The organism is Papillibacter cinnamivorans DSM 12816 (assembly GCF_900176335.1).
Classification (GTDB): domain Bacteria; phylum Bacillota; class Clostridia; order Oscillospirales; family Oscillospiraceae; genus Papillibacter; species Papillibacter cinnamivorans.
This window is the reverse complement of record NZ_FWXW01000007.1, coordinates 44,042-61,012: the sequence shown is the minus strand read 5'-3', so window position 1 is coordinate 61,012 and position 16,971 is coordinate 44,042. Positions and strand designations below refer to the sequence as shown.

16 protein-coding genes are annotated in these 16,971 nt (G+C 56.5%); 5 read left to right on the top strand and 11 right to left on the bottom strand.

Annotated elements, in window-relative coordinates; translation table 11 throughout:
• Positions 1-3: 3 nt before the first annotated feature.
• The 9 genes from B9A13_RS10950 to B9A13_RS10910 form a co-directional block, all read right to left on the bottom strand.
• Positions 4-822: an alpha/beta fold hydrolase gene (locus B9A13_RS10950; protein WP_084235206.1), complete on the bottom strand. Its 819-nt coding sequence runs from the start codon at positions 820-822 to the stop codon at positions 4-6.
• Positions 823-835: 13 nt separating this feature from the next.
• Positions 836-2,152, bottom strand: a complete 1,317-nt coding sequence (locus B9A13_RS10945) for an acetyl-CoA hydrolase/transferase family protein (RefSeq protein ID WP_084235205.1) — start codon at positions 2,150-2,152, stop codon at positions 836-838.
• Between the two features lie 10 nt (positions 2,153-2,162).
• Complete coding sequence (locus tag B9A13_RS10940) at positions 2,163-3,197, bottom strand: 3-oxoacyl-ACP synthase (RefSeq protein WP_084235275.1); 1,035 nt, start codon at positions 3,195-3,197, stop codon at positions 2,163-2,165.
• 120 nt (positions 3,198-3,317) lie between these two features.
• Positions 3,318-4,598 carry an ABC transporter substrate-binding protein gene (locus B9A13_RS10935; protein ID WP_159448116.1) on the bottom strand — a complete coding sequence of 427 codons (1,281 nt, stop codon included), beginning with the start codon at positions 4,596-4,598 and terminating at the stop codon, positions 3,318-3,320.
• A gap of 81 nt (positions 4,599-4,679) precedes the next feature.
• Positions 4,680-5,396 carry an ABC transporter ATP-binding protein gene (locus B9A13_RS10930; protein WP_084235203.1) on the bottom strand — a complete coding sequence of 239 codons (717 nt, stop codon included), beginning with the start codon at positions 5,394-5,396 and terminating at the stop codon, positions 4,680-4,682.
• A 2-nt stretch (positions 5,397-5,398) separates the two neighbouring features.
• On the bottom strand, positions 5,399-6,226 hold the full coding sequence (locus B9A13_RS10925) for an ABC transporter ATP-binding protein (protein ID WP_084235202.1): 828 nt from the start codon (positions 6,224-6,226) through the stop codon (positions 5,399-5,401).
• Positions 6,198-7,220 (bottom strand): branched-chain amino acid ABC transporter permease, encoded by a 1,023-nt coding sequence (locus B9A13_RS10920; protein ID WP_084235201.1) that lies wholly within the window; start codon positions 7,218-7,220, stop codon positions 6,198-6,200. The genes B9A13_RS10925 and B9A13_RS10920 overlap by 29 nt, the downstream gene beginning before the upstream one ends.
• 11 nt (positions 7,221-7,231) lie before the next feature.
• Entirely contained in the window at positions 7,232-8,137 is a 906-nt protein-coding gene (locus tag B9A13_RS10915) for a branched-chain amino acid ABC transporter permease (protein ID WP_084235200.1), read from the bottom strand.
• Positions 8,138-8,171: 34 nt separating this feature from the next.
• A complete protein-coding gene (locus tag B9A13_RS10910) occupies positions 8,172-8,897 on the bottom strand; it encodes an SDR family oxidoreductase (protein ID WP_084235199.1) in 726 nt (241 codons plus the stop codon).
• Between the two features lie 443 nt (positions 8,898-9,340).
• Here B9A13_RS10910 and B9A13_RS10905 point away from each other — a divergent pair, with 443 nt between their 5' ends.
• The 5 genes from B9A13_RS10905 to B9A13_RS10885 all read left to right on the top strand — a co-directional run bounded on the left by B9A13_RS10905 (position 9,341) and on the right by B9A13_RS10885 (position 14,536).
• A complete protein-coding gene (locus B9A13_RS10905; protein ID WP_084235198.1) occupies positions 9,341-9,967 on the top strand; it encodes a TetR/AcrR family transcriptional regulator in 627 nt (208 codons plus the stop codon).
• Between the two features lie 353 nt (positions 9,968-10,320).
• Positions 10,321-10,944 (top strand): TetR/AcrR family transcriptional regulator, encoded by a 624-nt coding sequence (locus B9A13_RS10900; RefSeq protein ID WP_159448115.1) that lies wholly within the window; start codon positions 10,321-10,323, stop codon positions 10,942-10,944.
• Between the two features lie 52 nt (positions 10,945-10,996).
• On the top strand, positions 10,997-12,190 hold the full coding sequence (locus B9A13_RS10895; protein WP_084235196.1) for a thiolase family protein: 1,194 nt from the start codon (positions 10,997-10,999) through the stop codon (positions 12,188-12,190).
• Between the two features lie 168 nt (positions 12,191-12,358).
• A complete protein-coding gene (locus B9A13_RS10890) occupies positions 12,359-13,132 on the top strand; it encodes an enoyl-CoA hydratase/isomerase family protein (protein ID WP_084235195.1) in 774 nt (257 codons plus the stop codon).
• 114 nt (positions 13,133-13,246) lie between these two features.
• The gene (locus B9A13_RS10885) at positions 13,247-14,536 is read left to right on the top strand and encodes an acetyl-CoA hydrolase/transferase family protein (protein WP_159448114.1); all 1,290 of its coding nucleotides are present in this window, start codon (positions 13,247-13,249) and stop codon (positions 14,534-14,536) included.
• Positions 14,537-14,882: 346 nt separating this feature from the next.
• Here B9A13_RS10885 and B9A13_RS10875 read toward each other — a convergent pair whose 3' ends face one another.
• Both B9A13_RS10875 and B9A13_RS10870 read right to left on the bottom strand, forming a co-directional pair.
• A complete protein-coding gene (locus tag B9A13_RS10875; RefSeq protein ID WP_084235192.1) occupies positions 14,883-15,569 on the bottom strand; it encodes a GntR family transcriptional regulator in 687 nt (228 codons plus the stop codon).
• 151 nt (positions 15,570-15,720) lie between these two features.
• Positions 15,721-16,749 (bottom strand): beta-keto acid cleavage family enzyme, encoded by a 1,029-nt coding sequence (locus B9A13_RS10870; RefSeq protein WP_084235191.1) that lies wholly within the window; start codon positions 16,747-16,749, stop codon positions 15,721-15,723.
• Positions 16,750-16,971: the final 222 nt, after the last annotated feature.

The window sequence follows — 16,971 nt, the reverse complement described above, 5'->3', positions numbered from 1 at the left end:
CCTTTAAAAAACGGGGATGACTCTGATTTCCCGGAACCATCCCAGCATCAGCATGACGATGGCATAGGAATCCTCGAAGACGACGCCGTGCCCCGCGCCGGGGATCAGGACGAACTTCGCGCTGGGAATGCGCTCGGCCAGCATGCGCTGCTGAGGCATGGGGGTCAGATAGTCCTGATCACAGCCCACCACCAGAACGGGAGCCTGAATTTCTCCCAGCCTGCTGCGGATATCGTACCCCTCCACGCTCTTGGACAGGCGCACGATGGAATCGCAGTATTCCTTGGTAATCAGGGGCCGGATCATCTCCTTTCGCTGATAGATGGTCTCTTTGTGGGCCTCGAAATAGGCCGGAGAATAAACGAAAGGCACGAATTCATCGTAATAGGTGTCGCAGTCATAGGAAAGGGCGCCCTTCTGCCAAAGCCGTCCCACCTCGGTGAGGTAGGCGTCGGCATAGGCAAGTGTGTTGAAGACCATGACCTTTCCCGTTCTCTCGGGATATCTCAGAGCAAAGAGAAGGGCAATGGTCCCTCCGTAGGAGGTGCCGCAGAGGTTCATTCTCCGGATGCCCAGATGGTCGGCAAGGCACCTTACGGCGTCCACCTGCACGGTGCTTTTATAGTCGCCGTCCATTTTCTCGCTCTGCCCCATGTCGTGCATATCCAGGCAGATCACGCGGAAATTCTCCTTCAGAGTGGGCAGCAGGGGCAGCCAGCTTCCGGTGGTCATCATGAGCCCGTTGAGCATGAGGATATAATCCCCGTGCTCGCCGTGAATCTCGTAAAAGATCTTCTTTCCGTCCGCAATTATAAAGGGCATAGCTTTCAGCTCCTTAAAATATCAGTTTCAGCTTTCCGGCTTCTTCCCGCAGTCCATCCCGGAAATCCGGGTGGGAGATGCCGATGAGGGCCTCGCAGCGCTCCTGGATGTTCATTCCCTGGAGATTCACGATGCCGTATTCGGTGACGACGTACTGTACGTCGTTTCTCTGGAGAGATACGGCGGAACCCGGCGCCAGCTGGGGGGTAATCCGGGATATCCGGACCTTCGCTCCCGTCTCCGGGTCGCGGGACATGGCCGTGGAGTGGAAGGCGATGAAGGACTTTCCGCCCTTGGAAAGCACCGCGCCCCGGGCGGTGTCCGCCTGGCCGCCGGTGCCGGAGAAATGAACGGAACCCACGGATTCGGAGCAGATCTGTCCCGTCAGGTCGGCAGCCAGCCCGGCGTTGATGGAAATCTGCTTGTCGTTATACCGGATGATACGGGGGTTGATGGTAGTGTTTCCCGTCATCACGCGGACGGAAGGGTTGTCGTTTACAAAATCATAGAGCTCTTTCGTTCCCAGGACAAAGGTGGCCACGTGAAGCTCCCGGTCCATCTGCTTGCACTTGCCGTTGATAACCCCCGCCTTGGCAAGCTGCGCCATGGCGGTGGTAAACATCTCGGTGTGGACACCCAGATCGTTCTTGTCGTAGAGCAGCTCCGCCACGGCTGCGGGAGTCCCGCCGATCCCCAGCTGCAGGCAGCTTCCGTCCTCGATGAGAGGCGCTATAAAGCCTGCGATCTTACGGTCGGTTTCGGTGGCCGGGATGTCGGGAAGCTCCGGCACTTCGTAGTTCACCTCGATGAGGTGGGTGGCGTCGCTCACATGGATCTGGTTGTCGCCGAAAATGCGGGGGCAGTTGGGGTTAATCTCCAGGATCACCCTGTCGCAGTACCGCATGAGCTGTTTTTCATAGGCGTTGCTCATGAGGGACATATACCCGTGCTTATCCGGCATGGAAGCCATGGCCACGAAAACCGTCGGTTTTCTGTGAGCCAGCTTTCCGTCCACCGCAAGATGCAGGTGGTTGGGCACATAGGACATGTTCCCGTTGTCGTGAGCGGCCCGGTAGGTGGCAGTATAGAACCATGCGTCGGAGAAAAAGGACTCCTTGTAGGCGGGATTCACGATATATTCGTAATTTCCCATGTTCAGGCAGGTGCAGACTCTGACACCCTTCACCCGGTCGGCAATGGTATGGAGATTCGTGAAAAATTCCCGGGCCTCCCCCGCCGCAACGGCGGTAACGATGTTATCCCCCGACCGGATGCACTCCAGGGCTTTTTCAACGGAGACCACCTTATCTTTATATATATTCTCAGGCATGCCGTTTCCCTCACTTTTCCTTGATTTTGCCCCAGCGGATGACCCCCGCGGCCCAGATATATCCGCCGCCCGCGCCCACCAGAGAGATCACGGTTCCGTCGTGGATCTTCCCCGCCTGCATCCCCAGGGTTATGGAGAGCACCTGGTCCATCTGGCCCACGTGTCCGTAATCCTCGAGGTAGGTGGAGTTGTCCTCGGTGAGGCCGTATTCGCCCAGCATGTAATTGTGCATGGAGCGCTTGAACTGGGTCACGGCGACATATCCCACGTCCTTGCGGGTGAGGCCCCCGGATTTTTCCAAAGATTTATCGATGCAGGTGAACCAGTTGGGCATGGACACTTCGTTGAGCCGCGCCTTCATGAAATCCCCATCGGAAATCTCATAGTTCATCCAGTGATCCAGATTCTCGTGGGTAATGGGGGTCTCGGTACCGCCGATGGGCACTCCCATGGTGTGAAACAGCGAACCGTCGCAGACGAAATGGGTGCCCAGGATCTCGTTTTCCGGATGACCGCGCTTGATCAGCATGGCGGCGGCTCCGGAGCCGATGCTGTATAGCATGCTGACCTTGGGGTTAGTGAGCTGGATGAAGTCGTTGTTCCGATACCCGCCGCACAGGAGAATGGTATTGATGCTGGGATCGGCCACGATCATGTCCCTGGCCATCTTGATGCCGGTGATAAAGGTGCAGCACCGATTGGAAATGTCCACGCCCCACGCGTTTTTCGCGCCCACTTCCCTCTGTACGTAGAGGGCGGAGGTGGTGAGCAGGCGCTCTTTCCATTCCTCGCCCACCCATACGATGGCGTCGATCTTCAAAGGATCAAAGCCCGTGTTCTTCAGGCAGTCCCGGGCTGCCTGCGCTCCCATGTACTGCGTACCTTCCCAGGACCTGGCCACGGGCTTTCTGCGGAAGCCCAGTTTCTCTTCGATGGCCTTGGCCGTCCATCGCCCGTCGGTGAGTTTTGCGCAGTATTCCGAAGTCCAGTAATTGTCGGGAATATACAGGCCCATTCCCACAACGCCAACTCGCGTGTTTGACATGCTCAACACTCTTTTCTTCTCTAATATTGATACGGTTGCCCGCTAGATTTTTGGGGGAATGGGGCGGAGCCTCTCGCTACTCCGCCCCACCCCAAACCCATGAGGAGGAGGTAGGTATGCTCAGTTTCCTGCCAGGATCTGATCCACCGTCTTGAAGTCCTGATATTTTACGACGCAGCCGGTGGCGTCCATATCCATGCGGTAGAGCGCCAGGGTTTCCGTGCCGAAGCGCTTTCCGTTTGAATAATCGATGTAGGAGTTGGAGCCGAAGCCGAGGCCGATGGGCTCGCTCTCCATGGCGTCAATGTATCCTTCCCAGGTGATGGGACCGTCGCCCAGCCTCTCCAGGCCCGTGCAGAAGAACTTCGCGGCGATCCATCCGCTCATGGCATAGGCGCTGAGGCTGTAATCCTCTTTGGTGACCTTCGCCAGATATTCGCCCATAAGGCTGACATCGTCGCCGCCCTGTGACATATCCACCCAGCCGGGGGCGTAAATATCATATTTTCCCTTGATATCGGCGGCAAACTGGGAGAAATAGGTGGGGCCGGCGTTGACGTAGGAGGTGAGCATGGGGGCGGTGTTGCCCTGCTTGCCCAGTTCCTTGCCGATGGTAAGGAAGGTGTTCTGCATGGCGCCGTTGCAGATGATGTCGGGTTCGGCGGCCAAGACCTTGGTGACGGCGGCGGAAACATCCTCAGCGCCGTAAGGCACCTGCTCGGCGGCTACCAGCTGCAGCCCGTATTCCTGGCAGCCGGCGGCGAGTCCTTCGTAAACGCCCTTGCCGGCGTCGTCGCTGGAATAGATGATGGCTACCCGGGTGGCTTTGAAGGTTCCCTTCGACCATGCGGCGAAGACGTGGCCTTCCGTGGTGTAGATGGGCTGCACGGGCATGATGCACCGCTCGTTGCCCGTGGCGTCCGCGTTGTACAGCGCGGGCATGCCGGTGGCAAAATAGACGGCGGGGATGCCCTTTTCAATGAGCTCGGGGAGAACGGCGCCCACAACCGGGGTGCCGAAGCAGCCGACGATGGCGAAAACCTTGTCGTCGTTGATGAGCTTGTCATAAAGGGCCATTCCCTTTTCCGGGCTCATCTCGTCGTCGTAGTGGATGAATTTGATCTCGCGGCCGTTGATGCCGCCCTTTTCATTGACCATCTCGCAGTACGCTTCGATGGCGGCTATGTAGGGGATGCCGACGGGTCCGAAAGCGCCCGAGGTTGCCGCGCAGTTACCGATGAGAATCTGGTTGTCGGTTACGCCCTGGGCGTTTTCCACCTGTGTTGTGGGAGTGGGGGTCGCGGTGGAGGCAGATTGCGTGGAGCAGGCCGCGAGTACCGAGGTAAGCAGGAGAATCGCCAGTGCCAGTGCCGTGAGTCTTACGGTTTTTCGAGTTTTCAAGATACGTTCCTCCTTTTTTCCTTATCGTTTCCCGTACGCAGCCTTCCGGCTGCGCCGTAAAACTTCGTGGATATCGCCGGATCAGGATTTGCCAAGGTACGCGTTTACCAGTTCCGAATTTTCCAGCAGCTTCTTCGCCGGGCTTTCCATAATCACGGTCCCCAAAGAAAGGACATAGGCGTAATCGGCCACCTTGAGGGTCTGCAGAGCGTTCTGCTCCACGATGAGAACCGTGGTACCCATTTCATTGATCTTCCGGATCATGCGGAAGATATCACGTACAATGAGAGGCGCGAGGCCCAGAGACGGTTCGTCCAGTATCAGAAGCCTGGGCGAAGGCATGATGGCCCTGGCGATGGCCAGCATCTGCTGTTCGCCGCCGGACAGGGTCCCCGCCATCTGAGCCTTTCTGTCGGCCAGCTGGGGGAAGAGGTTCAGGCAGAACTCCGTCTGCTCTCCGATCTTCTTTCTGCTTTTCTGGGTAAAGGCGCCGATTCTGAGATTTTCCATCACGGTGAGGTCCGGGAAGATCTGACGCCCTTCCGGGCAGTGGGAGATCCCCAGGCGCACGATATGCTCGGCGGCCGCCCCCGTGATGTCTTCGCCGTTAAACCGGATTTTCCCAGAGGCGGGTGCGACGAGGCCGGAAATGGCCCGGAGGGTGGAAGATTTTCCGGCGCCGTTGGCGCCCAGGAGCGCCACGATCCGCCCCTCCTCCACCTGAAGGCTGATGCCGCGGACCGCCGATATGTTTCCGTATCGGACCGCCAGGTGATCGATTTCCAAAAATCCGCCCATCTTCATTCCTCCCCCAAATACGCTTCCTGAACGGCCGGGTGCGCCCGGATTTCCTCCGGGGTCCCCACCGCCAGCTTTTTGCCAAAGGACATGGCGCAGATCCGCTGGCAGATATCCATCACAAAGCGCATGTCGTGTTCAATCAGCAGAATGGAACAGTTGTAGTCCTTTTTGATGGCATGCACCAGACCGGTCAGATCCTCCGTTTCCGTGTCGTTGAGGCCCGCCGCCGGTTCGTCCAGGATGATGAGGCGCGGATCGGAGAGGAGCGCCCTGCCCAGCTCGATTTTTTTCAGGACACCGTAGGGCTGTCCCGCTGCAAGCTGATCGGCCCTGTCCGTAAGTCCGAGGAAAGACAGAACCTGCATCGCTTTTTCCCGCAGCACCCGTTCTTCCCGCCGCGCCGCCGGAAGCCGGAGCATCTGGCTGAAGACGCTGGTCTCAAAATGAATGTGGGCTCCTACGAGGAGGTTATCCGCCAAAGACAGGTCCCGGATGAGCTCGATATTCTGGAAGCTGCGCACCAGCCCTTTCCGCACCACCTGGGGGGTTTTCAGAGAAACCAGGTCTATGACGTTCCCGTTTGCCTCGCGGAACAGGACGGCGCCGCTGTCCGCCTTGTAAAACTGCGTGATGATGTTGAATACCGTGGTCTTTCCGGCGCCGTTGGGTCCTATGATTCCGTATACCTCGTTTTCCCGGACGTCAAAGGTGAGGTCGGAGACGGCCCGGATGCCTCCGAAGGAGATGGAGATGTCCCGACATTCCAGAAGGACGCCTTCCTTCAGATCCGGGCTCTCCTTATGTACCGCTTCTTTGGTCAATGTCATTTTTCTTCCCCCGTATCTTCCCCACCAATTTTTTCACGTCCGATCCGATGCGGATCAGGCCGTCACTGTAAAACAGCAGCACAAGCACGATAAACAGTCCGTTGAACACGTAGGCCACGCCCGTGAGGGTCCCGATGACCGGAAGCTGCTTGATCACCAGCTCCGGCACTGCGATCACAAAGAGCGCACCCAGCACCGCTCCCAGCACCGTCTGCATTCCGCCGATGACGGAGATGGACAGGAAGTTGAGCGACATGCCAAGCCCCCAGACGGTGGGGTAGCTGTATTTGATGAGGTGCATGTACATGACGCCGCCCAGAGCCGTAAGTACGGTGGAGATCGCAAAGGCGATGAGCTTGTATTTGAGAAGGCTGATGCCCATGGCCTGAGCCGCCGATTCGCTTCCCTTCATGGCCAGCAGCGCCCGGCCTGTGGCGGAATTGACGATGTTATGCACCAATATCATTACGATCAGCAGAATTATGGCGTAAAACGCGTAGGTCACTTCCCTGGTGAGGACGATGCCGAACAGCTTGGGATAGGCCGCCCGCATCCCGGAAAAACCGTTGGTGAAAGGCTCGAATTCCACAAAAACCTGCCGGAGAATCTCTCCGATCCCCAGGGTCGCGATGGCGAGATAAAAGCCCTCCAGGCGCAGGGAGACAACGCCGATTCCAAGGCCGATGACGGTGGGGACGGCGATGGAAATTACAAGGCACAGGATAAAGGGAAGGCCCAGCCTGGTGGAGCAGAATCCGCTGAGGTAGGCGGCCAGGCCCATGAAGCCGGCGCCGCCCAGGGTGATAAGGCCCGAGTACCCCAAAAGGATATTCATCCCGACGCCCACCACCGCGTAGAAAATCACCGTTCCCAGTATCAGGAGGGTGGAACCGCTGACGATTCCCGCCGCGTTGAGAGGAAGCATAACCAGGAACAGCAGGCAGACGATGATGTATTTCCAATACGGGAAGGTTTTCGTTTTTGTCAGTTTCATCCGCTATCCTCCTAAACCTTCTTCACGGTTTTTTTGCCGAAGAGACCGTACGGGCGGATGACAATGAAGATCAGTATCAGCACGTAGTTGATGGCGGTCCCCCAGGTTGTGGAAATATAAAAGCCGAAGATGTTCTTGGTCAAGGCCAGTATATAGGCTCCGATCACGGGGCCGTAGAAAGTCTGGAATCCTCCCAGTACGCAGGCTATGAATGCGTTAAGCTGCACGCCGTCCATCATAACGATATCCACCACCGTGGAAGGCGCCAGAATCAGGGCTGAAAGGGCACCCAGGGCCGCCGCCACCGCCCAGGCCACCATGGTGACGATCTTGGTGGGAACGCCCATGAGCCGGGCCGTGGTTTCGTTGGACGCCGTGGTGCGCACCGCCAGGCCCCAGACGGTATTCTGAAGAAAGAGAAAAACCGCCGCCAGGACCATGAATCCCAGTATGATGCAGACGATGGAATTGACCATGATGGTCACGCCCAGGATACTCACCGACGCGTTCTCAATAAACCGCGGAAAGGCCAGGGGATTTCCGCCGAACACGATGGGGGCCAGGCCCGTGAGCATCATGACGATACCCAGGGTGATAATGGGCAGAGCCAGGGGCGAGGTCTGCTTTTTCGCCCGGCGCACCACCAGAAAGTCGATGATGACGCCCATCAGGAAAGCCGCCAGCATTCCCACCAGCACGGCGATTATGGTGCTGTGCTTCATGACCTGGACTTCCAGGCTGGACTCTCCTCCCTGGATAAAGAAGGCCGCGATGTATGCGCTGAACATTCCCAGGGAGCCCTGGGCAAAGTTAATGAGCTGTGAGGTGCGGAAAATAATGATGATCCCGAGGGCAGCCAGGGCGTAAACGCTGCCGATTTCCAGACTGCTGAACAGGATCTGAATAAAATTGCTCATCCTATGCACCCTTTCCTTTTTATTCCGCAGCCGGTTACAGGGAAATGCCTCCGGAAACCTCCAGAACCTGCCCGGTCATGTACCGGGACTCGTCGCCGGCCAGAAACAGAACGGCGTTCGCAATATCTTCGGGACTTCCCAGTTTTTTGAACAAAGTTTTGTTCTTCATACCGTCCAGGATTTCATCCGGCATGGATTTCAGGATGGGAGTCAAGATGAAGCCGGGAGCCACGGCGTTCGCCCGCACCTGGGCGCCTTTTCTGGAAAACTCTTTTGTCCAGCACTTGCTCATGGCGATGATCCCGCTTTTCGTGGCCGCGTAGTTGACCTGTCCCACGTTGCCGTACAGTCCGATGATGGAACTGATGGAGACAATGGAGCCTCCGCCCTGAGCCATCATGACGGGACCCACCGCGGCCGCCATATAGTGCGGACCCTTCAGATTCACGTCCAGCACCAGGTTCCACTGCTCTTCCGTCATCTTGGGAGTGAGGGCGTCCCTCGTGATTCCGGCGTTGTTCACCACGACATCGATATGGGAATACTCCCCGACAATGTCCGCCACCAGCTTATTGACGCCTTCCCTGTCCGTGGTGTTCAGGCGTACCGCCCGTATGTTCTTTTCCGGATAAGCCGCTTCCTGCATGTCCGCGGCGAAGACCATTTCGGCGCCCTCTTTTGCGAAGAGTTCCGCAATTGCCCGGCCGATTCCCTGAGCCGCGCCCGTTACGATACAGATTTTTCCTTCCAACCTGTTCATTCCGTGTCCCTCCATACTTTTTCTATTCCAGGCCCCGGACCCTACTCGATGCCCCCGCATTTACGAGAATTTTGCATTACTCGAGACCCGAATCATGTCTCATATTGTATTGCATGAAGTATTATTTGTCAATCGTCTTTTGAAATGTCGTTAGTCATATTGTACAAATATTCTTGCCGCCGCTTTTTATTCTGCAATTATTCCTGCATTTTATCCGACTCCTTGCATGCACCGCAATCCGTTGAATGCCCATAACCCGACGCACGGTTCGAGTGTCGTATTTAAGGTATGTTCTATTTGCAAATGCAAAATTTCTGTAGTATACTTAACCCAATTTCCGTTTTCATTCCAAAGATAACAGCCGCCAAATTAACATTGAGGGGATTACAGTTGTGGAATCCGAATACTTAAAAACGCCAAAAACCCGACGCGGAGAAGCTACCTTGAATAAAATTTTCGAGGCGGCGGAAAAACTTTCTGTCGAAAAGAGTTATTTTGAATACACGATCACCGACGTTACCAACCTTGCAGGTATCGGAATGGGCACTTTTTATACCTATTTCAATGACAAATTCAGCCTGCACCGATATATGCTCCAATACTACAGCCACGAGATCCGGATGGTCACATCCATGGCCAGCGATGAGTACACCACGCGTTACCAGAAGGAATTTTACGGGCTCAAGGCGTATCTCCAATACATCCAGGAGCACCCTGTAGCCTACCGCATCATCTGGGAATCCCAGCTCACGGACCCGGAGTTTTTCAAATCCTATTACGAGAATTTTTGTGAAAAATACCTAGCGGGCTTGCAGGAAGGCGTGGAGCGCGGAGAGGTTCTGGACTGCAATCTTACGGCCGCCGCCTATCTGATCATGGGAGGGTACAGCCTGTACGGCCTGAAGCTGGTCATTTTTGACAAGAAAGAGCAGGTCACAAACCAGGACGTGTACAACATCATGCGCATCCTCCGGCACGGTTTGTTCCCCTATCCGAAACCCAAGAGCCGGTCTTTCAGTCCGGTCTTCGACGATACGGGGCGCGAAATTCCGGCGGAGAGCGAAGAATAGTCCGCCGCGTCCTCTAGCCGAAGGATCCGGAAACGGCAAAACGCGGCGCGGTTCATACGACGGAAAAGCCCGGGGGCACTTGCCCCCGGGCTTTTTTCATTTCGATTGTCCCTTTATCTGTTTATCCGCTTTTCATTGCGATATACGCGATCACCAGCGCCGCAAAAGACACCAAAGCGGAAAATAGCGATACAATAGGTTACAACATATGGCATTATTCAACACAACAGGAAGAACCGAACCGGATGCTCCTGTTTTCCACTTTATACAAATTATTATTTGAATCTGTTCAGTACTATGCTATTATGGATTTAAAGAGGACACTCATCACGAAAACGAAAGGAGGAGGCGTTTTGGCAGACGCGAATCGACAGAAACCCGTCGTGCCCCGCCGGATCAAAGCACAGGAAACCCGGCGCAGACTTTTCAAAGCGGCCTATTCCCTTCTGAAGGAACGGGATTATCAGGACATCACCATCCGGGACATTGTGACACGTGCGCAGGTCTCCATCGGCACTTTCTACGTCTACTATCCCTCCAAGCTGGACGTCTTCTACGAAACCTATCAGATCGCCGACGATTACTTTGAAAACGAGGTGGCCCCTCTGCTCAATGAAGGGACCACGGAGGAAAAACTCCTGAAATTCTTCTCCTATTACGCCATCTACTGCTCCCGGGGCTCGGGGCTCAAAATGGCAAAACTTCTCTACCAGCCGGACAACCGCTGCTTTTCAAGGCCCAGGGACTACGGGCTTTTGCGGGTGCTCATCCGCGTTTTGTCCTCCGGCTTCCCGGAAAGCGGCACGCGCGGAGAAGACGAGAGTCCCGAGGAAATGGCCGAGTTTTTTATGATCGCCTCCCGGGGCCTGGTTTACAACTGGTGCACCATGGACGGCGGGTACAACCTGGAGGAGGCCATGGAGCGCTATGTCCGCCGGCTGATGCGGGCGTTCGGCTTCGCCGACGGCGCGGTTTGATTGAGCGTATCATAAAATTTAATATAATTTGACAACGAAGGAGGAGAACGGTATGTTTCAAAACGCGTTTATTCCCTACGGCGGCTATTACGTAACCCCCTTCTGCAAGTGGCAGGGAACCCTCGCCAACATAAACTCCATCGAACTGGGAGCACAGACCAGCAAGCGGTGGTTTGCCTCCCGGGGAATCGACCCGGCCAAGGAATTCGATTACGTCTATCTGGGAATCACCATCGGGCAGCACCGGGTGTTCTACGGCGCGTCCTGGGCGGCCCACATGATGGGTGCCCCGAATCTTCCCGGCAATACCGTCATGAACGCCTGCGCCACCTCCACAACCACCATCTACAACGCGGCCATCGCCGTGGAGACCGGAAGTCTTGAAACCCCCTACTGCCTGCTCACCGACCGGACCTCCAACGGGCCGCACACCATCTGGCCCAATCCCAACGGTCCCGGAGGCGAAGTGATCGCCGAGAACTGGAACATGGACAACATCAACTGCGACCCCTCCACGGGATACGGGATGCTGGTGACGGCGGAAAACGTGGCCAAGGAGAACGGCTTCACCAAGGAGCAGGCAGATGAGCTGACGCTGCGGCGCTACGAGCAGTACAATGATTCCCTGAAGGACGACAGGGCCTTCCAGAAGATCTACATGTTCCCCATCGAGCTTCCCGTTTCCAAAAAAGAGGTCCGGCTGGTGGAGGCGGACGAGGGAATCACCAAAACCTCCAAAGAAGCTCTGGAGCGCCTGGGACCGGTCATGCCCGGGGGAATCCACTCCTTCGGCGCCCAGACCCACCCAGCCGACGGGAGCGCCGGCGTCATCGTCACAACGAAAGAACGGGCGAAGGCATTCAGTAAGGACCCCTCCATTCCGCTGCAGATCCTCTCCTACGGGTTTACCCGGACCAAGAAGGCCTTCATGCCCATGGCTCCGGCGGCGGCAGCCAAGATGGCGCTGGAGCGCGCCGGGATCAAAATCTCCGATGTCAAGACGGTTAAGAACCACAACCCCTTCATCGCAAACGACCTGCATCTTTCCAGGGCGCTTGGCATCGACGCCATGAGCTTCAACAACTACGGAAGCTCCATGGTCTTCGGGCATCCCCAGGGGCCGACACTGGCGAGGCTCATGGTGGAAGGCATCGAGGAAACAGTGCTCAAGGGCGGCGGATATCTGCTGGTGGGCGGCTGCGCGGCCGGCGACCAGGCGGCTTCCCTCGTTATCAAAGTAGGCTGATGTTTTATCTGCGCATGTCCGGTAAACGGACATGCGCAGATTTCTATTCCTGCGGTTTTCCCCGCGCGGGATCAATTTTTTTCTAAAGCTCTCTTCTTTTTGCAGAAAACGGTAATTCGTTTGTTTTATTATCATAGAGGCCACACAAAAAACTAAGGAGGCAGTAAAATGAAAGTCATCTATTCAAAACAGGACCGCATCGCTTTTGTAACGCTCAACAGCCCGCAGAACCTGAATGCATTCGACGAAGAGATGATCATGGACGCCGTGGAAGTCCTCCGGCAGTGCGAGGAAGACAAAGAGGTGAAGATCGTCGTCCTCACCGGCGCCGGAAAGGCGTTTTCCGCGGGCGGCGACATCGGAGCCATGTACAAGGGGATCAAGTCCGGCCAATGGGATTTTTCCAAAGACATCGAGAAAATGGCGAAGGTCTCCCTCGCAATTAAAAAAATGTCCAAGCCGGTGATCGCCTCTGTCCGGGGCGCCGCGGCGGGGGCGGGGTGCAACGTTGCCCTGGCCTGCGATTTCTGCGTGGCCACCGAGGACTCCATGTTCATCCAGGCCTTTGTGAACGTCGGTCTGATCCCGGACGCGGGAGGCATGTATCTGCTTACCCGCGCCGTGGGAGTCAACCGGGCGGTACAGCTGGCCATGACGGGCCGCCCCGTGAGCGCCAAGGAGGCCCAGGCGCTGGGGATCGTCAGCCAGGTCTGCGCGCCGGAAGAACTGGACCAGGCGACCCTGAAGCTGGCAAAACAGCTGGCCAGGGGGCCTTCCCTGTCTTACGCCTATATTAAAAAGCTCACTTACGAAAGCGAATTCAAGGATTTCGAGGCTTTCATCCCGGCGGAGGTCCACGCCCAGTCCGAGTGCGGCAAAACCCAGGACTTCATCGAGGGCGTTATGGCTTTCGTAGAAAAGAGAAGCCCCAAGTTCGAATAAGACCCTGCGTTCCCCGAGGCGGTCCGGCGCGGATCGATGCAGAATACCGCTTACCGGCGGCAGGTCCGGCGCATCCGGGCCGGCCGGAACGTGAAACATGAAAGGAGAGAAAATATGAGCTGGCAGGAAGTATTTGAAAGCAAACTGGTTAGCGTGGAGGAAGCCGCCGCAAAAATCGAGTCCGGGGACAAGGCCTGGTTCGGCGCCTGTTCCGCCGCCCCCATCCAGCTGCTGGAGGCGCTGGCTGCAAGGGCGGAGGGGCTTCACGACGTGGATCTCATCACCGCCATGGCCCTATACCCCTATAAATTTCTCCAGTCCCCCGCGTACATCGGAAAGCTGAACTTTCACACGATCTTCTACGGCGCCTTTGAAAGAAACTTCTACAAAGTGGGCAACGTCAGCGTAAACTCCATTCATCTTTCCAAGATCTTCTCCGCCCTTCAGACGGTCTACAAGGTGGACACCCTCCTGGCCGACGTGTCCGAGCCCGACGAGGAGGGCTACCTGTACTATGGGCCCATGGGTGTCTCGGTGAACGGCGAGGTGGCGGAGATCGCCAAAAAGATCATCGTCCAGGTGAACAAATACCAGCCCAGGGTATCCGGCATGAAGCACCGCATCCACGTGGACGACGTGCACTGGATCTGCCGGTTCGACCATAAGCTTCCGGAGCTTCCGCAGCCGCCGGTGACCGACGTGGACAAAAAGATCGCCGATCTTCTGCTAGACAGGATCCCGGACGGCGCCACCATCCAGGTGGGGCTGGGGGGTCTCGCAAACGCCGTGGGCTACGGGCTGGAGGGAAAGAAAAATCTCTCGGTACACACCGAGATGTTCACCGACTCCATGGTCTATCTAGCCAAAAAGGGCGTTATCAACGGCAAGATGCTGGCCGCCTTCGGCCTGGGCAGCAGCGAGCTGTACGAGTTCGTGGGCCAGGGGAATGTGCAGCTTGCCCCCATCAGCTTCGTCAACGACCCCTATGAGATCGGGAAAAATGCGAATTTCGTATCCATCAACGCCTGCCTCATGGCGGACCTCACCGGCCAGGTCTGTTCCGAGACCTTGGGGCACAACATGTACAGCTCCACGGGGGGGCAGCTGGACTATGTGAAGGGAGCGGCCCTGTCCAAGGGCGGGCAGAGCTTTTTGTGCATGGCCTCCGCTTTGGAAAACAAGGACGGCACCCTGTCGTCCAAGATCACTCTGAACCTGCCCGCGGGGGAAATCGTCACCACGCCGCGCTCCGAGGTCATGTACGTCGTGACGGAGTACGGCATCGCCGACCTTTACAACCGGCCCGTCCGGGACAGGGTAAAAGCCATGATCTCCATCGCCCACCCCAGCTTCCGGGAACAGCTGAAAAAAGAAGCGGTTCAGGCGGGCCTCCTTCCGGGCTGACAAATACCGTGAATCAAAACCGCAGCTTAGCCGGCGGTTTGCGCTTGCCCTATACGGGCTTGTTGCCGGCGGGGCTGAAGCCTGCGAATGATCTCCACCTCGTACCGGAGCGTCTCGCCGCCTATAAATGGGGTATTTGCGTCCTTGCCTTTCTTGTCAAAGGAGACTTATCGTCTGAGGGCGGGATTATTCAGGCAGGAAAAGGCTTTTTTCTTCCATCGGCTTGGCGGGTCGTTTTCTGCGTTACACAAAAACTGCGGCAGGGCAAAAGCCCTGCCGCAGTTTTTTAATATCGTTACAGATCAGAAGGGACTGCCGAAACCCCGCCGCCCAGGGGCGGCTTGCGCTATTTCAGCTCGTTTAAGTGCTCCAGGAGGGTCCGGCGGTCCATACGGATAAACTCCTCAATGTGCTGCTCTGCCAAATCGGGGCGATTGTCCCGAAGGGCGTCGGAAAAGAGAACCATAAGCCGGCCCGTTTCCCCGAGATTGTCTCCCATGCGGATGGAACGGATGCGCCAGCGCTTGACCAGATTCTCGATACTCTGGAGGATCTTGCCCAGCTGCTCGTTCCCGCAGTACCGAATCAGATGATCGCTGAGCTGAAAATTATAGGAAAAGGCGTCTTCATACTTTCCTTTTTGCGCAGCGGCCGCCAGCCGGGAGCAGAGTTCCAGCGCCCGGTCCCGGATCTCCGGGGAAGCGTAGTTCCGCTCGGTAAAGACGCGGGCGGCGTATCCCCACAGGCGCCGCTTGATCTCCCAGACATCGTAAATTTCGTCGGCGGTTACGCCCTTGACAAAAAATCCTCTGCGGGAAACGCTCTCCACCAGATAGGACTTTTCCAGGATGTGAAGGGCCTCCCGGACGGAGGTCTGGCTGACGGAGTACTCCGCGGCCAGCTCCAGGATCTTCAGGGGCCGCCCGGTCTCCAGCTCCCCGTTCACGATCCGTTTGGAAAGATGGTCCGCAACCTGCCGGGCCGTCGTGTTGGGAGCCACGTATTCGTTTTTTTTATCGCCGACGGCAGACATTCCGCTTCCTCCCCGCAGGATAATTTCTTTTTTAAATATGTGCGATTATATCACCGGAAATGCCGGATTGTCAACTTTTTCGCCATTTTTCGCCGAAAAGGCGGCTCCGCGCGCGGAGCCGCCCCGGTTGCCTTCAGAGGCTTTGAAAGCATCAGCCGATGCGCTTTCCGCCCTGGCGCTTAAGTCCGAACTTTTTGACGTATTCCGACGGGGTGGCAGGTTCCCTGCCGAGCAGACGCGCCATCTGGACGGTCTCCCGATAGACGTCCACGTTCCGGCGGATCATTTCGTCCTTGTGGGGATATCTCCATATGGTGTCCTCCTTGCCCACCCGGACGTCCAGACCCATGAGCAGCGACAGGGCCGTGATGTGGCTGGAGGCCCGCCCTCCGGAGACCACCATGATCTGGGAACCGGCGTCGATCTCCCGGATGCGGCGCACATAGCCCATGAGAGTATCGATCATGGAAAGCGAGGAATACATGGGACTGCAGCCCACAAGACCGGGGAGAAGAATCCAGTAATAGGGCTTGGAAAGAACTCCGGTATTGATGAGGTAGCGGCGGGCGTTGTCGATATCGCCGTCGCTGTAGATCGCGATCTGGGGCTTCACGCCGTACTTCTCGCAGATTTCCGCTTTTTTTATCATGACGTGGGGCGGTTTGCAGAACAGGGTGTCGCTTAAATAGGACGCCACGGTGTTCACCGGGGTCTGGTCGAATAATCCCTCTTTCAGAAGCTGTTCCATCTTTTCAAATTCGCCGGGAACAAAGGGGACGGCGCATCCGCAGACCAGAACATCGGGGTATTTCTCATGAATCGGGTCGATGACCTGGTGGAAGCGGTCCAAATCCATGGCGTTGATCTCGTTGTCGTCCCGCACGTGGATATGTACGTTGGCGGCTCCCGCCTCGCAGCATTCCATGGCCTCTTCCCGGATCTGCTCCACCGTGACGGGCTGGTTGGGGTTGCTTTTTCTGGAATTCATGGCTCCCGTGATGGCGGTGCAGATTGCGACCTCATTGGGGATTTCCCATTTCGGCTGCAGTTCTACGCCGGGAGCAAATACGCTCTCCAGAGGGTTGAGAAGTTCCGGATACCCGTAAAGCCTTGAGATTGAAACGTTGTCGTCCGACTGCACCAATGCGTTGACCAGTTCCCAATTGACCTTGCTGTTCATGTTCCTTCCTCCTTCTCATATTCTTCGATAATATATATTATCGATAATATAGTGTTATTCCTTTTTCCCTTCCCTGTCAATGCGGGTCCTCCGTTTTTATTTCTCCCGGCGGCTCCCGAAAGGCACACTACAGCGACTGCATCCCGTGAAAATAAGACTCCCGCGGATAATGGCGGTTGTTGCAGCAATACTATTGTGATATACTGTATATCAGAAAAATCC